This is a genomic window from Phenylobacterium conjunctum, assembly GCF_042679085.1.
Lineage (GTDB): Bacteria > Pseudomonadota > Alphaproteobacteria > Caulobacterales > Caulobacteraceae > Phenylobacterium > Phenylobacterium conjunctum.
In genome coordinates this window covers 1-15,565 of the sequence record NZ_JBHTLQ010000065.1, presented here as the reverse complement: position 1 = coordinate 15,565, position 15,565 = coordinate 1, and the positions used below count along the sequence as shown (strand labels likewise).

At 68.0% G+C, this 15,565-nt stretch carries 20 protein-coding genes; 13 read left to right on the top strand and 7 right to left on the bottom strand.

The window, feature by feature from the left end:
- The 5 genes from ACFQ27_RS18530 to ACFQ27_RS18510 all read left to right on the top strand — a co-directional run.
- The coding region (locus ACFQ27_RS18530) for a flagellar hook-length control protein FliK (RefSeq protein WP_377354633.1) at positions 1 to 513 on the top strand (513 nt) is incomplete at its 5' end.
- Between the two features lie 3 nt (positions 514 to 516).
- Positions 517 to 1,269 (top strand): flagellar hook assembly protein FlgD, encoded by a 753-nt coding sequence (locus ACFQ27_RS18525; protein WP_374345058.1) that lies wholly within the window; start codon positions 517 to 519, stop codon positions 1,267 to 1,269.
- A gap of 62 nt (positions 1,270 to 1,331) precedes the next feature.
- On the top strand, positions 1,332 to 2,729 hold the full coding sequence (locus ACFQ27_RS18520) for a flagellar hook protein FlgE (RefSeq protein WP_374345059.1): 1,398 nt from the start codon (positions 1,332 to 1,334) through the stop codon (positions 2,727 to 2,729).
- A gap of 167 nt (positions 2,730 to 2,896) precedes the next feature.
- On the top strand, positions 2,897 to 3,184 hold the full coding sequence (gene sciP, locus ACFQ27_RS18515; RefSeq protein WP_374345060.1) for a CtrA inhibitor SciP: 288 nt from the start codon (positions 2,897 to 2,899) through the stop codon (positions 3,182 to 3,184).
- A 184-nt stretch (positions 3,185 to 3,368) separates the two neighbouring features.
- Entirely contained in the window at positions 3,369 to 3,755 is a 387-nt protein-coding gene (locus tag ACFQ27_RS18510; RefSeq protein ID WP_374345061.1) for a hypothetical protein, read from the top strand.
- Here the strand turns inward: ACFQ27_RS18510 and ACFQ27_RS18505 are convergent.
- Positions 3,742 to 4,128, bottom strand: a complete 387-nt coding sequence (locus ACFQ27_RS18505; protein WP_374345062.1) for a RusA family crossover junction endodeoxyribonuclease — start codon at positions 4,126 to 4,128, stop codon at positions 3,742 to 3,744. The two genes, ACFQ27_RS18510 and ACFQ27_RS18505, sit on opposite strands and share 14 nt — an antisense overlap.
- Before the next feature lie 83 nt (positions 4,129 to 4,211).
- Between ACFQ27_RS18505 and fumC the strand changes: the two genes are divergently transcribed.
- The 5 genes from fumC (at position 4,212) to ACFQ27_RS18480 (ending at position 7,777) form a co-directional block, all read left to right on the top strand.
- Positions 4,212 to 5,603 (top strand): class II fumarate hydratase, encoded by a 1,392-nt coding sequence (gene fumC / locus ACFQ27_RS18500; protein WP_377354632.1) that lies wholly within the window; start codon positions 4,212 to 4,214, stop codon positions 5,601 to 5,603.
- Positions 5,603 to 6,028 carry a GNAT family N-acetyltransferase gene (locus ACFQ27_RS18495; RefSeq protein ID WP_377354630.1) on the top strand — a complete coding sequence of 142 codons (426 nt, stop codon included), beginning with the start codon at positions 5,603 to 5,605 and terminating at the stop codon, positions 6,026 to 6,028. Before fumC ends, ACFQ27_RS18495 begins: the two co-directional genes overlap by 1 nt.
- A gap of 32 nt (positions 6,029 to 6,060) precedes the next feature.
- Positions 6,061 to 6,294 carry a type II toxin-antitoxin system CcdA family antitoxin gene (locus ACFQ27_RS18490; RefSeq protein WP_374345065.1) on the top strand — a complete coding sequence of 78 codons (234 nt, stop codon included), beginning with the start codon at positions 6,061 to 6,063 and terminating at the stop codon, positions 6,292 to 6,294.
- Positions 6,295 to 6,603, top strand: a complete 309-nt coding sequence (locus tag ACFQ27_RS18485) for a CcdB family protein (protein ID WP_377354629.1) — start codon at positions 6,295 to 6,297, stop codon at positions 6,601 to 6,603.
- A gap of 79 nt (positions 6,604 to 6,682) precedes the next feature.
- Entirely contained in the window at positions 6,683 to 7,777 is a 1,095-nt protein-coding gene (locus ACFQ27_RS18480; RefSeq protein WP_377354628.1) for an alpha/beta fold hydrolase, read from the top strand.
- Here ACFQ27_RS18480 and ACFQ27_RS18475 read toward each other — a convergent pair whose 3' ends face one another.
- Complete coding sequence (locus tag ACFQ27_RS18475; RefSeq protein ID WP_377354627.1) at positions 7,778 to 8,710, bottom strand: iron-containing redox enzyme family protein; 933 nt, start codon at positions 8,708 to 8,710, stop codon at positions 7,778 to 7,780.
- 126 nt (positions 8,711 to 8,836) lie between these two features.
- On the bottom strand, positions 8,837 to 9,850 hold the full coding sequence (locus tag ACFQ27_RS18470) for a polyprenyl synthetase family protein (RefSeq protein ID WP_374345069.1): 1,014 nt from the start codon (positions 9,848 to 9,850) through the stop codon (positions 8,837 to 8,839).
- A gap of 118 nt (positions 9,851 to 9,968) precedes the next feature.
- Between ACFQ27_RS18470 and ACFQ27_RS18465 the strand changes: the two genes are divergently transcribed.
- Positions 9,969 to 10,751, top strand: a complete 783-nt coding sequence (locus ACFQ27_RS18465; RefSeq protein ID WP_377354626.1) for a methyltransferase — start codon at positions 9,969 to 9,971, stop codon at positions 10,749 to 10,751.
- A 114-nt stretch (positions 10,752 to 10,865) separates the two neighbouring features.
- Here the strand turns inward: ACFQ27_RS18465 and ACFQ27_RS18460 are convergent, their stop codons facing one another.
- Complete coding sequence (locus ACFQ27_RS18460; protein ID WP_374345071.1) at positions 10,866 to 11,096, bottom strand: hypothetical protein; 231 nt, start codon at positions 11,094 to 11,096, stop codon at positions 10,866 to 10,868.
- 373 nt (positions 11,097 to 11,469) lie between these two features.
- Here ACFQ27_RS18460 and ACFQ27_RS18455 point away from each other — a divergent pair, with 373 nt between their 5' ends.
- Positions 11,470 to 11,652: a YdcH family protein gene (locus ACFQ27_RS18455; protein ID WP_374345072.1), complete on the top strand. Its 183-nt coding sequence runs from the start codon at positions 11,470 to 11,472 to the stop codon at positions 11,650 to 11,652.
- Between the two features lie 125 nt (positions 11,653 to 11,777).
- On the opposite strand, the gene ACFQ27_RS18450 is transcribed toward ACFQ27_RS18455, so the two are convergent.
- A complete protein-coding gene (locus ACFQ27_RS18450) occupies positions 11,778 to 12,590 on the bottom strand; it encodes an acyl-CoA thioesterase (protein WP_377354625.1) in 813 nt (270 codons plus the stop codon).
- Positions 12,591 to 12,690: 100 nt separating this feature from the next.
- Between ACFQ27_RS18450 and ACFQ27_RS18445 the strand changes: the two genes are divergently transcribed.
- The gene (locus ACFQ27_RS18445) at positions 12,691 to 13,377 is read left to right on the top strand and encodes a GNAT family N-acetyltransferase (protein ID WP_377354624.1); all 687 of its coding nucleotides are present in this window, start codon (positions 12,691 to 12,693) and stop codon (positions 13,375 to 13,377) included.
- 179 nt (positions 13,378 to 13,556) lie between these two features.
- Here the strand turns inward: ACFQ27_RS18445 and ilvC are convergent, their stop codons facing one another.
- Positions 13,557 to 14,576: a ketol-acid reductoisomerase gene (gene ilvC / locus ACFQ27_RS18440; RefSeq protein ID WP_374345075.1), complete on the bottom strand. Its 1,020-nt coding sequence runs from the start codon at positions 14,574 to 14,576 to the stop codon at positions 13,557 to 13,559.
- Between the two features lie 147 nt (positions 14,577 to 14,723).
- Positions 14,724 to 15,565: RcnB family protein (locus ACFQ27_RS18435; protein WP_377354623.1), on the bottom strand; the 842-nt coding region annotated here is incomplete at its 5' end.

Sequence of the window (15,565 nt, the reverse complement as noted above, 5' to 3'; positions counted from 1 at the left end):
GCCGCGGCGGCCCAGGCCGAACAGACCCACGCCAGCAGCGCGGCCGCCACGCCGGTCCGCGGCTCGCCGGAGACGGTCGCCGCCCTCGCCGCCCAGATCGTCAAGAAGCTCGAGGGCCGATCGACCCGGTTCGACGTGGAGCTGAACCCAGCCAACCTCGGCCGGGTGGATGTGCGTATCGAGATCGGCGCCCACGGGCGGATGACCGCCACCATGTCTTTCGAGAACCCCCAGGCCGCCGCCGAGCTGCGTGGCCGGGCCGATGAACTGCAGAAGTCCCTGGAACAGGCCGGGTTCGATATCTCCGGCGGCCTCCAGTTCGACGTCGCCAACGACCAGCGCCAGGCGAGCCAGGGCCAGCCTGACCAGTCGGCGAGCGCCAATGGCGGTCAGGCCAGAGGCCGCGCCTTCCAGGCCGCCCTGGACACCGCCGACGACAGCGCCTCTGCGGCGCTGACCAGCGCTCTCGCCTATCGCAGCCGCCCGGCCACGGGCGTGGACATCAGGATCTAAGTCATGGCCGTGGATTCAACCTCAGGCGTCACGACGAATGCGGTCAAGGACACCGGCGCGCTCGGCAAGGCGCGGCTGGCGACCAACTTCGACACCTTCATGACGCTGCTGACCACCCAGCTGAAGAACCAGGATCCGCTGTCGCCGCTGGATTCCAACCAGTTCACCCAGCAGCTGACCCAGATGACCGGGGTGGAGCAGCAGATCTACTCCAACGACCTGCTCAAGCAGCTGATCACCAACACCGGCTCCGGCATCTCGACCGCCGTGTCGCTGATCGGCCGCGAAGTGAAGGCCACGGGCGCCGAGGCCGGCATCGTCAAGGGCCAGGCGGAATGGGGCTACACCCTCCCGCGTGAGGCCGCGAACGTGAAGATCGAGGTGCTCGATTCCAACAACAAGCTGGTCCACGCCTCGAACGCCGACACCGACGGAACCAGCGCGGGCGACCACAGCTTCACCTGGAACGGCAAGGACCTGACCGGCAAGCAGTTGCCCGACGGCGGGACCTACACTGTGCGCATCACCGCCGTGGACTCCTCCGGCGCAACCGTCGCGGCCACCACCTTCGTCAAGGGCGTGGTCACCGGGGTCGAGCAGGCCAGCGGCAAGTCCCTGATCACCGTCAACGGCGCCAAGATCCCGTGGGAGAACGTCACCTCGATCAAGCAGATCGACACGACGACCACCGCGTCGACGACGAACACCACCACCAACGACAACACCACCCAGACCCCCGCGAACGACGCCGCCTGAGCGCGGCCCGTCTCAGTCCATGACCGCGTGACGAGCGCACTAGTGAAAGAAGGTACGAACCCATGAGCATCAACAGCGCCATGCTCGCCGGCGTGTCCGGCCTGGTCTCGAACTCCTCGGCCCTGGCCGCCATCTCGGACAACATCGCCAACGTCAACACGGTCGCCTACAAGCGCAACCAGGTGAACTTCGCCAACGTCGTGACCGCCCAGGCGGTGAAGGGCCGCTACTCGGCCGGCGGCGTGCAGGCGGTGACCCGGCAGTACATCGGCCAGCAGGGCCTGATCCAGACCGCCTCCTCGACCACCGACCTGGGCATCTCCGGCGATGGGTTCTTCGTCGTCACCGACAAAAGCTCCAACCTGACCGCCAGCGACACCCGCAAGTTCACGCGCTCGGGCTCGTTCAGCGTCGACGCCGACGGCTTCCTGGTCAACGACGCCAAGCTCTACCTGCAAGGCTGGCCGATCGCCTCGGACGGCACGGTCGACACCAGCCCGTCGGACCTGTCGAAGATGAACTCCATCAACGTCAAGAACCTGGGCTCGGCGGTGCGCGCCACCGAGAACGTGGTGATCAACGCCAACGTCGACCAGCGCGGCATCACCGGCTCGGTGACCGACACCGGCTATGCCGGCGGCGCGGCCACCACCTCCATGGCGGGCTATGCCGACAACCCGCAGGGCAACACCACCTACAAGCCCGACTTCACCATCGAGATGAACGTCATCGACTCCGTCGGCGACACCCACAAGATCGCCATGTCCTTCCTGAAGGACTCCTCGGCGCCCAACACCTGGCACGCGGAAATCTACGCCGTCCCGGCCAGTGACGTGGTCGCCAACGGCAACTCCGGCCAGATCGCGGCCGGCAAGGTGGTCTTCAACTCGGACGGCACGTTCGACAAGACCAACACCACCCTGTTCGGCGGCGCGGGCAACACGCCGAACATCACCCTGGACTCCTCGGCGGGCGGCGCGGCCCCCGCCTGGGCGGCCGCCAAGGGCCTGGCGTCCTCGTCTATCGACCTCGATCTCTCCAAGCTGACCCAATACGCCTCGATCTCCACCGTGAAGTCGGTGAACCCCGACGGCGCCCAGGTCGGTAACGTGGTCGGCGTGGACGTGGACGAGAACGGCATCGTCTCGGCGATCTTCGACAACTCCGAAATCCGCAAGATCGCCCAGATCGGCCTGGCCACCTTCCCGAACCCGGACGGCCTGCAGCCGGTCAGCGGCAACGCCTACCGTCCGACCATCCCGTCCGGCGACTTCTCCGTGAAGCAGCCCAAGGTCGGCGGCGCGGGCCAGATCGCCTCCTCGACCTTGGAAGCCTCGACTGTGGACCTGTCGGCTGAGTTCACCGGCCTGATCTCGACCCAGAAAGCCTACTCGGCGTCCTCAAAGATCATCACCACCGCCGACCAGATGCTGGAAGAATTGATCAGCATTAAGAGATAAGTCTTGATGTTAATCTGCTTTAACTTGGCACGACATCTTTGACTGTATCGCTTTAGTACACGGGGGAGTAAATGATTAGACCTTTTTTTACTATTGCGATTCACCGGCTGTTATGTTGTGCCGACTATCTTCCCCATCAACAGTGATGGTGGGAAAGGCGTAAAGCCATGTTGCAACAACAGCAAACCCGTACGAACAGCCGCGGCGAGGCCTATGTGATCGGCCCGACCGGCGCACCCCTGACCCTCAGGGACCTGCCCCCGCAGGACACCGGGCGTTGGGTTATCCGGCGCAAGGCCGAAGTGGTCGCCGCGGTCCGCGGCGGTCTGCTGACCCTGGACGAAGCGTGCGAGCGCTACTCCCTGACCAACGAGGAATTCCTCGCCTGGCAGAAGTCGATTGACCGGCACGGCCTGGCCGGCCTGCGGACCACGCGTCTGCAACAGTACCGCTAGTCTCAGCTCCCCCGGCTGAACACGCGAGCCGCGCCCGCGCCTGACCCCAGGCGCGGGCGTCGCTGTATCTGGACGGCGCCTCGCGCCGCAGGGGGTTCTCCACAGACATCTTTCGCCTGACGCATGTTCCCTGGCACGCCTGTCGCAAGGCTGTGGTTCCATCTTGGGGACGGAGGGGGAAACCGTGTCGAAACAGGACGGAATCTGGTTTGGTCTGGTCGGCGCCCTGGTCTGGGGCGCGGCGAGCGCCTTCTACATCGCCTTTGCGCGCGGGGTCATTGAACAGGCTTTCTGGTTCTACGCCCTGAACGCGGTGCTGGTGGCCGCGGCCACCGCCATGTTCTTCCAACTCACCGCGCGCCTGCGCCACCTGCCGCGCCGCTGGCGGGTCTCGGCCGCCCTGGCCTACAGCGCCCCCGGCATCCTGGGCGCCTGCGCCCTGGCGCTCAACTTCGCCAAGCTGGCCCCGCACCTGCCGCCGGAAAGCCTCGGCCGCTACGCCACCCTGGTGATCGTCGCCTACGGCCTCTTGATCGCCCAGGCCCTCCAGCCCGTCGTCAAGCGGGCCTGATCCGCCAATCCTCGGCAGGGCTGAGCCTGCGGATCGCGATCATGATCCGCTCGCGTTCGCCGGCTCGGCGCTCCACCAGGAGCCGCGCCACCTGGGCGTCGTCGTGGAAGGCGTAGCCCTTGATAGCGTCCAGGATCGCCTTGGCCAGGTTGTCGAGGTCCATCCAGGGCGGATCGCCCACATACTCCATGGTGATCTCGACGGCGTACTCGCCCCAGGCCGGCCGCGAGCCGCGCCAGGCCTTGCGGAAGAACTCGTAGATCAGCGGCTTATAGACCTTGGCCTGGGTGCTCAGGCCATCGACCACGATCTCCATCAGGCCGTCGCCTTCGCGCGCCCGCACCTTGGCGTGATGTGTCCAACCCTCGTCCATGCCGCCGTTTAGTCCGTCTCGTCCTTGCAGTCTGCCCTCGGTTCGCTAAACCGTCGCGGCGAATTAGCTGGAGCTTGAGGCACATGACCGCGACGCGCACCGAATCCGACACCTTCGGCCCCATCGAGGTCGCCCAGAACGTCTACTGGGGCGCCCAGTCCCAGCGCAGCCTCGGCAACTTCAAGATCGGTTGGGAAAAGCAGCCCAAGCCGGTGATCCGCGCCCTGGGCATCGTCAAGCGCGCCGCCGCCGAAGCCAATATGGAGCTGGGCAAGCTCGACCCCACCATCGGCAAGGCCATCGTCGCCGCCGCCCAGGAAGTCATCGACGGCAAGCTCGACGACCACTTCCCGCTGGTGGTCTGGCAGACCGGCTCCGGCACCCAGTCCAACATGAACGCCAACGAGGTGATCTCGAACCGTGCGATCGAGATGCTGGGCGGCGAGATGGGCTCCAAGAAGCCGGTCCACCCCAACGACCACGTCAATATGAGCCAGTCGTCCAACGACACCTATCCGACGGCCATGCACATCGCCTGCGCCGAGCAGGTGGCCCACGACGTGATCCCGGCCCTCGAGCACCTCTACAAGGCCCTGGCCGCCAAGCGCGACGCCTTCGCCCACATCATCAAGATCGGCCGCACCCACACCCAGGACGCCACGCCCCTGACCCTGGGCCAGGAGTTCTCCGGCTACGCCATGCAGGTCGAGAATGGCCTCAAGCGCGTCCGTGAAAGCCTGGTCGGCGTGATGGAGCTCGCCCAGGGCGGCACTGCGGTCGGCACGGGCCTGAACGCCCCCGTCGGCTTCGCCGAGAAGGTGGCCGAGAAGATCGCCGCCATCACTGGCCTGCCCTTCGTCACCGCTCCGAACAAGTTCGAGGCGCTCGCCGCTCACGACGCCATGGTCTACGCGCACGGCGCCCTGAACACGGTCGCCGGCTCGCTGTTCAAGATCGGCAACGACATCCGCTTCCTGGGCTCCGGCCCCCGCTCGGGCCTGGGCGAACTGTCCCTGCCGGAAAACGAGCCCGGCTCGTCGATCATGCCGGGCAAGGTCAATCCGACCCAGTGCGAAGCCCTGACCATGGTCTGCGCCCAGGTGTTCGGCAACAACGCGACCATGACCTTCGCCGGCGCCAGCGGCCACTTCGAGCTGAACGTCTTCAACCCCGTCATGGCCTATAACTTCCTGCAGTCCTGCCGCCTGATCGCCGACGCCGCGGTCAGCTTCACCGACAACTGCGTGGTCGGCATCGAGGCCCGCGAGGACAACATCAAGGCCGCGCTGGAACGCTCGCTGATGCTGGTCACCGCCCTGAACGGCAAGCTCGGCTACGACATCTGCGCCAAGATCGCCAAGACGGCCCACAAGAACGGCACCACCCTGCGCGACGAAGCGGTCGGCGGCGGCTATCTGACGAACGAGGAGTTCGACCAGTACGTCCGTCCGGAGAACATGATCAGCCCGGGCTGATGCTGCAGCTGATCCGCATCGAGGACGACCTGCCGGAGGGCTTCGCCGCCCTCCGCGAAGCGGCCGCCTCGGAAGGCTATCGCCACATGGACCGCCTCGCCGCCGAACACGCGGCGGGGCGGTCTGTTTTTGTCGCCCTGTTCGGGGCCCTGCTGGGCGGCGAGCTGGTGGGCATAGGCGGCCTCACGGCTGAGCCCGAAACCACCGAGGTTCCTGCCCAGCGCCTACGCAGGCTCTATGTAAGCCCGCAGGCTCGCCGCCAGGGCGTCGCCAGCGCCCTGGCCAGCGCGCTGTGCCAAGAGGGCCTGGACCAGGTCTCGCAGCTCACCGTCCACGCCGGCGACGCCCGCGCCGCCGCCTTCTGGGAAGCGCAGGGCTTCACCCCCGTCGAAGGCCGCTCCTGGTCCCACGAACTGCGCCGCTAGCGCAGGGTTCGGTTCAGCGTTAGCCTCCGTCCATGGGCAAGGCCGAACTCAAGATCGACGCGGATTTGCTGGCCGAGGCCCAGGCGGCGGGCCTGAAGGTCGAAGCCATCGCAGAACGCGCCGTGCGGGTCGCCCTCAGCCAGGCGGCCAACGCCAAAGAGCGCGAGGCCGAGGCCTGGAAGGCGGAAAACACGGAGGCGATCGCCGACTACAACCGTCGAATCCAGGACCGCGGCCTGATCGGCAAAGAATTCAGGAAGTGGTGATTGCGCCAGTTCGATGCGGTTCCCAACCCATCGAAATCCAGCGCCCAGATCGCGCCCAATCTCGTTGTGCTTCAATCCCATCTGCTTGATGGGTTGGACAGCGTCAGTGTGGCGCCGGCCGTCCGAGACGCAGCCCGGCTGCTGACTGTGTTCGAAATCGCCGTGGAGATCGCCGGCGAGCCCCTAACCCTGGCCATACCCGAACTGTTCGCCATCGAGCGCGCGCCCCTCCCCCGCCCCACCGCGTCGCTCGCCGCCCACGAAGACGAGTTTCGGCGCGCCCTGGACCGCCTGTTCACCGGCTTCTGAGGCCGCCCCACCTTTCCGCGAATTAAGCTGCCCCCGCCACCTGGGGAGGCTACCCAGGGCGCCGACAAGGAGCCCCGCCATGATCCGCGCCGTCCTCGCCGCCGCCGTTCTCGCCTTGACCGCCACGGCCGCCACCGCCCAGACGGCGCCCCCTGCCGACCCCTACGATCCCGGCCGCAAGATCGTCGCCGACATCCAGAAGATCGTCACCCCCAACGGCGTGCAGGAGACCCTGGAGGTCGAACTCGGCGGGGCCAAGCAGGTCATCAATGTCCGCGGCGCGAACCGCGACAACCCGATCCTGATCTTCATCCACGGCGGGCCGGGTTCGGTGGAGATGCCCATCGCCTGGTCCTTCCAGCGCCCCTGGGAAGACGTGTTCACCGTGGTCCAGTGGGACCAGCGCGGCGCCGGGCGCTCCTACCTGCTCAACGATCCCAAGCTCATCGCGCCCACGCTGAAGCCCGAGCGCTACCGCGACGACGCCATCGAGCTGATCGAATACCTCCAGAAGCGATACGGCCAGAAGAAGGTCTTCGTCATGGGCCATAGCTGGGGCTCGGTCGTGGGCTTGTCGGTCGCCGCCAAGCGCCCCGACCTGCTCTACGCCTATATCGGCATGGGCCAGGTGATCGACTTCCGCGAGAACGAGCGCCTGGGCCTGGAGTGGACCATCGAGCAGGCCAAGAGGGACGGCAACGCCAAGGCCGTCGCAGAACTGGAAGCTATCAAGCCCTATCCCGGCGAGGGCGCCCTGCTGCCCGAGAAGACCGCCATCGAGCGCAAGTGGTCGATCTATTACGGCGCCCTGGCCGCCAATCGCCGGGATGCGGACTTCTACTTCCGGGCGCCCCGGATCTCGCCGGAGTACACCCCGGCCGACCGCAAGGCCTGGGACGACGGCAGCGGCCTCACCATCGGCGCACTGTGGCCCCAGTTGGCGGACATCAGCCTCAAGACCGTCAACCGCATCGACACCCCGGTGATCCTTTTCATGGGTCGGCACGACTACACCACCCCGGCCCCTATCGCCGACGCCTGGCTCAAGCGCCTGAAGGCGCCGAAGAAGCAGATGGTGTGGTTCGAGAACTCGGCGCACCTGCCGATGATCGAAGAGCCCGGCCTGACCTTCGCCGCCCTGCTGAAAGACGTGCGCCCCCTCGCCGGCAACTAGCTACTCGGCCGCATAGACCACCGGATGGACGTGCGCCCACAGGTGCGCGCGATAGGTCTCGAAACACTGCTCGCCGCAGATCAGGCGCATGATCGCCCCCTCGGCGAGGAAGGGCGCGCACTCCGGGGTCTCGCGGACCAGAGGCTCCAGCGCCTCGGCGTTCCAGGCCCGGGAGTGCTCGATGTCCAGGGTGGCGTGCAGGGCGAAGTACTTGCGGGCTTGCGGCGGGACCCCCAGCCGCTTGAGACCGGCGTCGACGCAGGCCACCCGCGTGGGCGCTGTGAGCTCCACCACGCCCAGGGCGCCGATGGACTGGTAGACATATCGTCGGGTGGTCGCGAACGCGGTCATCGTGTTGGCCAGGGCCAGGGACTGCCACAGGGTGCGGTCGATGGCGGGCGTCAGGCCAAGCGTCGCGGTGGTGCGCTCCAGCATCGGGCCATGCATGCCCGCCGCGCGCCCCCGGCCCATCTCGTCCCAGTAGTTGCGCGCCAGTTCCAGCTTCGGCTGGGCCGGCAGCTTCACCTGGGTCATGGCCACCAGGTCGTCAAAGCCCGCCTCGCCAGCCGCCTCCTGGGTCAGGAACCATCGCAGGTCCTCAAGGCTGGCCTCCCCTTCCAGCCAGGCGAACAACGGATCCCACTGGCCCGGTCCCGACATCTTCAAGGCCTCGAACCAGGCGATGAAGCCGGCCGCATCGCGCGGAACAGCGGCGACCAGGGGTGCGACCAGGGCGCGGAAGTCCTCGATGAAGGCGCTCTCCAGCCGCTTCATCCGCGCCTCCTCGGCGATCTCCGCGCGCCAGCCGGCGTGGGGCGTCGCCACCGCCAGTCGACGATGGTTCCAGTGAGCCAATCCTCTGTGCAGGGCCTCGGCGTCCGGAAATTCAGGGCTGAACAGGCCAAGCCGGGAAAGTCGCTCACCACCAAACACGCGCGCACTCCTTCATAGGCTGCATGGAGCGCGTGAGGGGACCGAGGGTTCCTATGGCGAAGCCAAGGCGATGGACGCCAGAGCTAAGGCGTCAGGTTCAGACACATCGCCTGAACCTTGAAAAATCTACATTTTCCGCTGGACGGCGAAGTCGGCCAACTCTTCCATGGCCGGGCGCCAGCTGTTGGAGCTGGAGAAGGCGGCCAGGGCGGCCTTGGCGTCGTCGGCATAGCGGGCCGCGAGCTCCAGGGTGGCGGTCTCGGCGCCCGTCTCGGCGATCAGGCGACGCGCCTTCTCGAAGTCGCCCTCCTCCTGTTCGCGGCGCGCGACGGCGCGGTCCCAGAAGGCCTTTTCCGACGGGCCCGTGCGGGCGATGGCCAGCAGCAGCGGCAGGGTCGCCTTGCCTTCGCGGAAGTCGTCGCCAGCGTTCTTGCCGAGGGTGCCGGCCTCGCCCGAATAATCCAGGGCGTCGTCCACCAGCTGGAAGGCCAGGCCCAGGTTCTTGCCGAACCGGCGCAGGTTCTTCTGCTGCTCCGGCGTCGCGCCGGCCGAGACCGCGCCCGCCTCGGCGGCGGCGGCGAACAACTCGGCGGTCTTGGCGCCGATGATCTCCAGATAGAGGTCCTGCGGCAGGTTCAGGTCGTGGCTGCGGGTCAGCTGCATGACCTCGCCCTCGGCGATCACCCGGCTGGCGCGGGCCAGAATCTCGAGGGCTTGCATGGAGCCCGCCTCGACCATCAGCTCGAAGGACCGCGCGAACAGGAAGTCCCCCACCAGGACACTGGCCGGCGCGCCCCAGATCAGGTGGGCCGCCACCTTGCCCCGGCGCAGCTCGGAGGAATCGACCACGTCGTCGTGCAGCAGGGTCGCGGTGTGGATGAACTCGACCGACGCCGCCAGGCGCAGGCAGGCGTCGTCCTTGGCGCCGGCCAGTCGCGCCGCCGCGATGGTCAGAAGGGGCCGCAGGCGCTTCGCCGATCCGCCGATCAGGTGCTCGGCCAGAGCCGGGATGACGGGAACCTCGCTCTGCATGCGGTCGCGGATCAGGGCGTCGACGCCGGCCATATCCCGGCTGGCGAGGTCCAGCAGCCCGTCCACGCTGGCGGGCTTGGCGACGATCGCGGCGCTGGCTGCGTCCACGAAAACTCCTGTCATGAGCGAGGGACCTTGGGGGAGTCCCGTTTGCGGAGGACAATGAGAACGCGATAAGGCACGGTCAAGGCGAGCACAAGGCGCACGCCGCCCCTGCCTGGGTCCCATGAGCCAAATCCCCACCTCCGAACCGGTTCCGCCGCCCCCTGCTGACGCGGTCAGCGAGGACCGCGTCCTGGGCGGCCGCGTGGTGTTGGCCCAGCCGAAAAGGGGCTATCGCGCAGGCCTCGACGCCGCCCTGCTGGCCGCGGCGTGTGATGCAGGCCCAGGCCAGCGGGTCCTGGAGGCCGGCTGCGGCCCCGGCGCGGCCCTGCTGGCCGCGGCCATCCGCCGCCCCCGGGCCTCCTTCGTGGGCCTCGAGCGCGCCCCTCAGGCCCTGGACCTGGCCCGCCGCAATGTCACGGCGAACGGCCTGCAAGCCCGCGTGGAGATCCGGGAGGCCGATGTCGGCCAACCCTTCTCGCGCCTGGGTCTCGCGCCCTTCGACGCGGTGATGGCCAATCCGCCCTTCTTCGATGACCCGAACGCCCTGCGCGCCCCGGACCCGGCCAAGACTGAGGCCTGGATGGCCGAAGGCGGGCTTGCCGCCTGGACCGGTTTCCTGACCAAGGCGGTGCGCGAGGGCAGCAGCGTGACGATCGTCCATCGCGCCGACCGCCTGGCCGATCTCCTGGCCCTGCTGGCGCCCAAGTGCGGCTCATTCCAGATTCGCCCGATCCATCCGCGCGCCGCCGACCCGGCCAAGCGAGTGCTGGTGCGCGCCATCAAGACCGGCAAGGCGCCCCTGCGGCTCCTGCCGCCCCTGGTGCTGCATCCGGACGGCGAGGCCAAGCACACGCCGCAGACCGAAGCGATCCTGCGCGGCGAAGCGGACCTGGACTGGCTCTAGAGCATTTTCCGATAAGTGTGAAACGGTTATCGGGTCGAAAAATGCTCTAAACTTTTGAATTAGCGCCCTTTTTGTCCGATCTGACTGGTTCAGTCAGATCGGAAAGGGCTCTAGTCACATCTCCCGCTCGGCCTCGTCGATCCAGCGGCGGGCGGGCAGCGAGGTCGGCGCCTGACGCACGGCGGCCATCTCGGCGCTCCACAGGGCGTCGCTCAGCCAGGCGCGGCGCATGTTCAGCTCCTGGATACGACGGCGGTCGGGGTCCGCCGCCGCGCGCTCCTCGGCGATGGCGACGCTCACGCGGCTCAGCTCAGCGCGCAGGCGGTTGCATAGGGTGGGGTGCATCGACGACTCCTCTGTTCGAGGGGTGCGCCCGACACTGGCCCGGTTGGGGGCTGGGGTGGGGAACTGCCGGACCCGGCATCGAGCGCACCCGATGCGGTCCGACATCGCGATCACCTGATCGCCAGAGGGGCCCGGCCCGCTCAGAAGACATCGGAAGCCCGCCGCCGCACGGCAAGGCTCCCCCCGCGAAAAATTCCGCGAAAAATTTTCGGGCGCCCCTCTTGCGCGTCAGCGGCGCTTGTCCAAAATCTAGGACGCGGCCCGGGCCCCTCTGGCGATCGAAAGATCGTGATGTCGGACCGCATGACCAGGGCCCGGACGCGAGATCACCTCGCACAAATCTTCACCGGGCCCTCGAAACAGGAGGAGCACGATGAACCACGTCGTCATCTACAGTCTGCGCCGCAAGCACCGTGCGCTGGACGAGGCTATCCGCAAGGAGGCCCGCGGTCTGGCGCCCGACCATCTGCGTCTCCAGACGCTGAAGCGACGCAAGATGGCGTTGAAGGACGAGATCGCCATGCGTGAAATGGGTCTCGCCCCCTTGCGGTTCTGACCCCGGACAGGAGCCCCGGTCTGACAGCCCCAGGAGACCGGGACAGCTCTGGCGGGCGGCGGCTTTCGCCCCCCTATGCCGCCGCCCGCATTCCGCGCGTTGAACCTATTCCTTGAACCCCAAGTCTATTCCTTGAACCAAGTGACCTGGTGCGACACGGCCAGCAAGGCGCCGTCATCGCTCCACAGTTCCGCCGACTGGTCAGCGAACCCATGGCGGAAAGCCCGCGCGTCGGCCACCGCCAGCATCCGCCGATCCCCTTGCGCCGCGAGCGCCTGACTGTCGGCCAGGAAGTAGGTCGACAGGGACACGGTCGCCACCGGCGCGAAGGCGCCCCGCACCAGCAGAATCCGAACCAGGAAGGTGTCGGCCAGCGCCGCCAGGGACACATAGTCCAGCGGCCGGGCCGGACTGTCCCGCAGCCAAAGCTTCGACGCCGCCGACCCCAGCCCGCCCTGCGGCGGCGGATCAAAGGGCGTGCGGCCCTCCACCATCCGGAACTCATAGCGGCCGAACCAGGGCATGCGCCCGGCGGTCTCGACCTCGCTCACCTCGCCAGCCGGCGGGAAGTTGGGGGCCGCGGCGCTCTGGTGCGCCCAGGTGTCCCGCTCGGCGCCGGTGACGGCGGTGGCGGTGGTCACCACCTGGCCGTTCTGCACCATCTCCACGGACCAGTGCTGGGTCGACTTGCCGTCGCGCACCGGGACGGCCCGGATCTCGAACTCGCCCTCGCCGATGGCCGCGCAGAAGTTGACCGTCTGGGCCACCGGGCGTCCGCGCCGGGCGGGATGCTCCATCACCGCCTTCAGCATCAGGGCCGCGGTCGCCCCGCCGAACGGCCCGGCCATGTTCCAATAGGCCGGGTGGGTGCGCCCGCGGAACACCCCGTCGCCCAGGGGCTCCAGGGCCGTGGCCTCATCAAAGGGGTGGGCTGTCATGCGGGCTCCGGGCTGATCAGGCCGGCATCATCGCGACCCGGACCGGGAGAGTCGACACGGCAGTGGTTGCCTGGGCGCCTTCCGCGACCGATATCGGGGCATGGCCGGAACTCACCCGCTCGATCGTCCCGTCTGGTCCGCCCTGACCGGCGCCCAGGCCCCGCTCGCGATCCGCCAGGGCGCGGCCCTGCGCTATGACCCGCAGATCGGCCTGTTCGCGGCCATCCCCGACATCTCGCCCGCCAGCCTCGCTGACTTGGGCGCCCTGGTCGCCGCCCACGGCGAGGTGGCCCTGGTCGAGCCCACAGCCCCGCCGCCGGTCCCCGGCTGCGCGGTGGTCTCAGAAGCCCTGTGCTGGCAGATGGTGGCGCAGGCCCCGGTCGCCGTCCCGCCGGTCGCCTTCGAGGTCCTGGACCTCGCGCCCGCCGACGCCCCCGAGATGCTGGCCCTGGCCACCCTGACCAAACCCGGCCCGTTCTTCGCGCGCACCCCGCAGATCAGCCAGTTCATCGGCGTGAAGGTGAACGGCGTCCTCGTCGCCATGGCCGGTGAGCGCATGCGCCCCGACGGCCATTCCGAGCTCAGTGGCGTCTGCACCCTCCCCGACCACCGGGGCAAAGGCTATGCGGCCGCCCTGATGCGCCGCATCGCCGCCCGCATTCAGGCCCGCAGCGAGACGCCCATCCTGCACGTCTACGCTCACAACACCGGCGCCATAGCCCTCTATCAAAGCCTGGGCTTCGCCTTCCGCCGCGAGTTGGTGATGACCACCCTGCGGCCCAACTAGTCCTCTCCCGCGTGCGGGGGAGGGCGACCGCGGAGCGGTGGAGGGGGCGGCCGCCCACTCAGAGCCCCGTCACGCCCCCTCCACCCCTTCGGGGTCCCCCTCCCCCATTCCATGGGGGAGGATAAGAAAAAGGCCCGGACTTCCGCCCGGGCCTTTCGGAGAGAACTCTGGTTCGGAACTTAGTTCCGGGTCTGGTCGACAAGCTTGTTCTTGGTGATCCAGGGCATCATGGCGCGCAGGCGCTGGCCGACTTCCTCGATCTGGTGCTCGGACGCCCGGCGACGGGTGGCCTTGAAGCTCGGCTGGCCGGCTTGGTTCTCCAGCATGAAGTCGCGGACGAAACGGCCCGACTGGATGTCTTCCAGCACGCGCTTCATCTCGGCCTTGGTGTCCGGGGTCACGATGCGCGGCCCAGTGACGTACTCGCCGTACTCCGCGGTGTTGGAGATCGAGTAGTTCATGTTGGCGATGCCGCCTTCGTAGATCAGGTCCACGATCAGCTTCACCTCGTGCAGGCATTCGAAATAGGCCATTTCCGGCGCGTAGCCGGCTTCGACCAGGGTTTCGAAGCCCGCGCGGATCAGCTCCACCAGGCCGCCGCACAGCACGGCCTGTTCACCGAACAGGTCGGTCTCGCACTCTTCGCGGAAGGTGGTCTCGATCACGCCCGAACGGCCGCCGCCGATGGCCGAGGCGTAGGCCAGGCCGAGGTCCAGAGCATTGCCGGTGGCGTTGTGGTGGATGGCGATCAGGCAGGGCACGCCGCCGCCCTTCTGGTATTCGCCGCGCACGGTGTGGCCCGGGCCCTTCGGCGCGACCATCAGCACGTCGATGGTGTCCTTGGGCTCGATCAGGTTGAAGTGCACGTTCAGGCCGTGGGCGAACAGCAGGGCCGCGCCGTCACGGATGTTGGGGGCGATCTCGGCGTTGTAGATGCCACGCTGCAGTTCGTCGGGCGCCAGCACCATGATGGCGTCGGCCCAGGCGGCCGCTTCGGCGACGGTCATCACCTTCAGGCCGTCGGCTTCCACCTTCTTGGCGGTGGCCGAGCCGGGACGCAGGGCCACGACGACGTTCTTGGCGCCGGAGTCCTTCAGGTTCAGCGCGTGCGCCCGGCCCTGGGAGCCATAGCCTACGATGGCGATCTTCTTGTCCAGGATGCGGGCAAGGTCGGCGTCGCGATCATAATAGACGCGCATGAGAGGTCTCCTGAAGACAAGGGTAGCGGCGACGCCACGCAACGGCGCCGCAGCAAAGGCCGGGCTATGGAGAGGAAAATTGCGCGCAGGTCAAGGCGGCGTGGCGTTACAGGCACATTTCGGCCCCGCCAAGCCGCCCCGCTCAACCTACCAGAAGACGTCGTAGACCACCTGGACCACGCGGCCTGACCAGGTGTCGATCAGCAGCGCGTCCTCGCCCACCCGAACCCAGTCATAGCCGATGGGCGGGATCGGCAGGCCATAGGACCACCAGTCGCCGATCAGATACTCCGCCCCCCACCAGGCGCGCGGCAGGATCTGGCCGAAGCCCCAGCTGCGCATGCCGAAACCGGCCGGCGGACGATAGGCGTAGCTACGATAGCGCTGCGGACTATAGGCCTTGGGCGGATAGTAGCGGCGATCATAGTTGGGCCGCTGGGTCTGGGGCGGACGGTTCCAGCCGCCACCATTGTTCCAGCCACCGCCATTCCACCCGCCGCCGTTCCAGCCACCGCCGTTCCAGCGGTTGTCGTCCCGGCGGTGATAGTCGTCGCGGCGGTCATCCCGGCGGCCCTCATCGCGGCGCCCGTCGTCGTGGCGACTGTCGTCACGCCGCCAGTCCTGACGGCCGTCATTGTCGCGCCGGCCGCCATCGCGATCCCAGCGATTGGGCGAGTTGGGTTGGGCGCCCGGCTGGCCGCCAGACGGCTGACCCTGCCATTGGCCGCCCTGCTGGCCGGGCTGTTGGCCCCAGTTGCGGCCGCCGCCCTGACCACCTTGTTGACCGCCTTGTTGACCGCCACCCTGTTGCCCACCGGATTGCCAGCCCTGCTGGCCGCCGCCGTTCTGGGAATAGCCGGCGCCCGGATTGCGGCCGCCGCCGCGCCAATCGCGCTGACCGCCGCCCTGCTGGCCGCCCCCTTGTTGGCCGCCGGAGTTGGCTTGGGGCGCCTGAGGCGCTTGCGGGGCCTGGTAGGCCGGCGGCGCCT

Coding starts and splice junctions, on each gene's coding strand:
- ACFQ27_RS18525 (WP_374345058.1), top strand. CDS start 517: ATGGCCGTGGATTCAACCTCAGGCGTCACGACGAATGCGGTCAAGGAC.
- ACFQ27_RS18520 (WP_374345059.1), top strand. CDS start 1,332: ATGAGCATCAACAGCGCCATGCTCGCCGGCGTGTCCGGCCTGGTCTCG.
- sciP (WP_374345060.1), top strand. CDS start 2,897: ATGTTGCAACAACAGCAAACCCGTACGAACAGCCGCGGCGAGGCCTAT.
- ACFQ27_RS18505 (WP_374345062.1), bottom strand. CDS start 4,128: ATGGACGAGGGTTGGACACATCACGCCAAGGTGCGGGCGCGCGAAGGC.
- fumC (WP_377354632.1), top strand. CDS start 4,212: ATGACCGCGACGCGCACCGAATCCGACACCTTCGGCCCCATCGAGGTC.
- ACFQ27_RS18495 (WP_377354630.1), top strand. CDS start 5,603: ATGCTGCAGCTGATCCGCATCGAGGACGACCTGCCGGAGGGCTTCGCC.
- ACFQ27_RS18490 (WP_374345065.1), top strand. CDS start 6,061: ATGGGCAAGGCCGAACTCAAGATCGACGCGGATTTGCTGGCCGAGGCC.
- ACFQ27_RS18480 (WP_377354628.1), top strand. CDS start 6,683: ATGATCCGCGCCGTCCTCGCCGCCGCCGTTCTCGCCTTGACCGCCACG.
- ACFQ27_RS18465 (WP_377354626.1), top strand. CDS start 9,969: ATGAGCCAAATCCCCACCTCCGAACCGGTTCCGCCGCCCCCTGCTGAC.
- ACFQ27_RS18460 (WP_374345071.1), bottom strand. CDS start 11,096: ATGCACCCCACCCTATGCAACCGCCTGCGCGCTGAGCTGAGCCGCGTG.
- ACFQ27_RS18455 (WP_374345072.1), top strand. CDS start 11,470: ATGAACCACGTCGTCATCTACAGTCTGCGCCGCAAGCACCGTGCGCTG.
- ACFQ27_RS18450 (WP_377354625.1), bottom strand. CDS start 12,590: ATGACAGCCCACCCCTTTGATGAGGCCACGGCCCTGGAGCCCCTGGGC.
- ACFQ27_RS18445 (WP_377354624.1), top strand. CDS start 12,691: ATGGCCGGAACTCACCCGCTCGATCGTCCCGTCTGGTCCGCCCTGACC.
- ilvC (WP_374345075.1), bottom strand. CDS start 14,576: ATGCGCGTCTATTATGATCGCGACGCCGACCTTGCCCGCATCCTGGAC.